General features: G+C 44.0%; 3 protein-coding genes. All 3 read left to right on the top strand.

The window, feature by feature from the left end:
- Positions 1-836 (top strand): hypothetical protein (locus tag PVV65_RS09455; protein WP_273789987.1); only part of this gene is annotated, 836 nt, incomplete at its 5' end.
- Between the two features lie 98 nt (positions 837-934).
- Entirely contained in the window at positions 935-2,080 is a 1,146-nt protein-coding gene (locus PVV65_RS09450; protein WP_273789989.1) for a N4-gp56 family major capsid protein, read from the top strand.
- Between the two features lie 30 nt (positions 2,081-2,110).
- Positions 2,111-2,560 carry a hypothetical protein gene (locus PVV65_RS09445; protein WP_273789988.1) on the top strand — a complete coding sequence of 150 codons (450 nt, stop codon included), beginning with the start codon at positions 2,111-2,113 and terminating at the stop codon, positions 2,558-2,560.
- Positions 2,561-2,766 lie beyond the last annotated feature (206 nt).

Below are 2,766 nucleotides of genomic sequence, written 5' to 3'. Positions count from 1 at the left end.
TCGAGCCAGAGCAAGTTGAAGAGGTGTTTGAATCAGAGGAAAGTTCTGAACAGCTACCTGTAGAAGCTCTTCAGGAGCAGCCAAGTTCTGATACAATAGAATCTGATAAATTAGAGCAAGAGCGGCAAGCACGTCAAAAGGCAGAACAAAGCGCCATTGAAGCGCGTGAATTGGCTATTGAACTTGCGCAAAAATATGCCGCAATGCAAGAAGAAATCACGCGCCGCCGTGAGGAAAATGTTCCCTCTCTAAAAGACGACCCAGAAGCACATGTTGCATGGCTTAGTCATAAGGTACAGGAACAACAGAAATTGCTTGATGAGTTTTCTCATATGAGAGAGAGCCAAGAGCGCATGAGTCAAGAGGAATATGAACGTCAAAAGTTAGGGGAATATTTCGAGGAATCCAAAGCGCAGGTACAAGATAAATATCCAGATTTAGACAGTATCACGGACTATCTCTATGAAAGAGCAGACAATGTTCTACAAGCGCAAGCTAGCCTTTATCCGCAATGGAAAGACCCTGTAGCACGGCAACAGCAAATTGGTGCTGAATTGCGCCAAATATGCCAGCAGTGTCAGAAAGCCGGTATAAATCCAATTGAGGTGCTGGTGCAAAAAGCGAAAGCTTTTGGCTATAGTGGAGCACCAGTTAAGGACGAAGTGGGAGTCCTTCAAGAGCGCTCTCAAGCAGCGCGGACGCTTACAGCGCGCGGCGGGCAAGTTCTAACAGGTGGTATGGATGTGAGAACGCTTTTTTCCATGCCGGAAGCAGAATTTGCAGCATGGGTTGAGAAAAATCCCAAAAAATTTGAACAAATTATGAGTAGAGCATGAAGATGTGCGCAATGGCGCGACAGAGAGAACCCAAGTGATTGTTATCGTTTGGGGGAGCCGCAAGGCGAGTTTTAAAACCAAGAAAGGCATTGATTGAAATGGCAGTAACAGAAGTAAAGCTCAATGACCCATTAGCCGTTGGCGTTTGGGCTAAGATGCTAAACACAGAGACCTCAAAAGCGTTGCCCATTGCACCGCTGATGGGGGAGAGCAAAAACAGCATTATCCAAGTGTTGGATGTGCTAGGAAAATCCGCTGGTGACTCCGTTACGAGTGGATTACGCGTTCAACTTATGGGGGATGGCGTTAGCGAGGGACAAACGCTAGAAGGCAATGAAGAAGCCCTCCAATTTATGAATGAAAAGGTGCGCATCAACGAGCTTACTCATGCTGTGCGCATCAAATATGAAGGCTCTATTGATCAACAACGTGTTCCCTTTAATTTGCGTAAAGAAGCAAAAGATGGGTTGGTTGATTGGTATGCAGACCGTTTAAGTATGATGTTTTTCATTCAGGCAGCAGGCTATACAGCACCATGGATGCATTTTGAAGGGCGCAGCATAACGTTTAAACCGGTGCATTATGGTTTTAATGCGCCATCAGAGCCAAGCAAATTGCGCCTTATTCGCCCAGCCAAGAAAAAAACAGATGAAGAGCTTACAAAAGAGGATGTTTTTACATTAGATCTTATAGATAAAGCTGTTGAACGCGCTAAATTGGCAAATCCACGCTTGCGTCCGGTTCGTGTTGATGGAAAATCGGCTTATGTGATGTATCTTCACCCAACACAAGTAACCCAATTGCGTACCAATACACAAAATGGTCAATGGTTGGATATTACCAAAGCAGCTTATGATGGCTCTGGAGCTAAGAACCCAATTTTTAATGGTTCTTTGGGGATGTATAACGGTGTCATTTTGCGTGAAGCTGAACATGTCCCCAATGGTGTTAATTCAAAGACAGGGGAGCCTGTTCCCTCTGTTCGTCGTGCTGTTTTGCTTGGTGCACAAAGTATCATCATGGCTTATGGGCGCGTTGGTAATGGTGCAACAGGAGGTGATGATAAAAAGGGTGGTACACGTTATAAACTTGTTGAAGAATTGTTTGATTATCAACGGGAATTTGGTTTGGCTGCTAAAACCATTATCGGCATGAAAAAGTCACGCTATACCTTGCCTCATTCTGATCAAGGGGGACAGGATTTTGGCACGATTGTTATCCCTTCTTTTGCTGAAATCAGCTGACAATTTTAATTTCATGAAAGGATAACAATGATGGCAAAAACATCACCAAATACAACGGAACCTGTTGAAACTGTTGAAACCGTGGAAAGCGTTGGCATGATAGATGAGGGATTGCCACCTGTTTTGCAAGGACGCAACAATTATACGCAGCAGGTTAGTTTTTTACGCTCGCGTGTTAAATGTACAGATCAAGGGTTGATAACGAAAATTGGCGTTCTACCCCGAGGGGCTTTTATCAAAAGTATTACAGCTTATACTATGGAGGATTTTGAAGATGTAGCAGCTACATTTGGAAAAGAGCCTCATGGCAATGATTATGGAGATGTGGGGCTTACGCAATCTACCGATGGCAATGTGTATATACCCATGGAGGAACGAGATGTTCCGCTAGAGGCTGAAAATGCGATTTATATGACACGAGACAAGAAAAGCACCACAGGTGATGCTGAGGTGATTGTTGAGTTTTACACTAATCGTTAAAGGCGAGGGGGGCGTTTATTGCTTGCGTCCCCCTCCCACGCAAGATGCCCCAAGACATTTGGAAGAGAATCATATGACGATAATAGTACAGACAGGTGGTCCGATTGGAGACAAACAGACCATTGTTTCTCATGACAAAAATTTTATCCAGATGTTAAGCGATATTCAGGATGAAATAGATGATCAAACAGATGAGTATGTTGATC

The organism is Bartonella sp. ML70XJBT (assembly GCF_028618425.1).
Classification (GTDB): Bacteria; Pseudomonadota; Alphaproteobacteria; order Rhizobiales; family Rhizobiaceae; genus Bartonella.
Note: the sequence above shows the minus strand (reverse complement) of the source record. Positions and strands in the feature narration are given on the sequence as shown.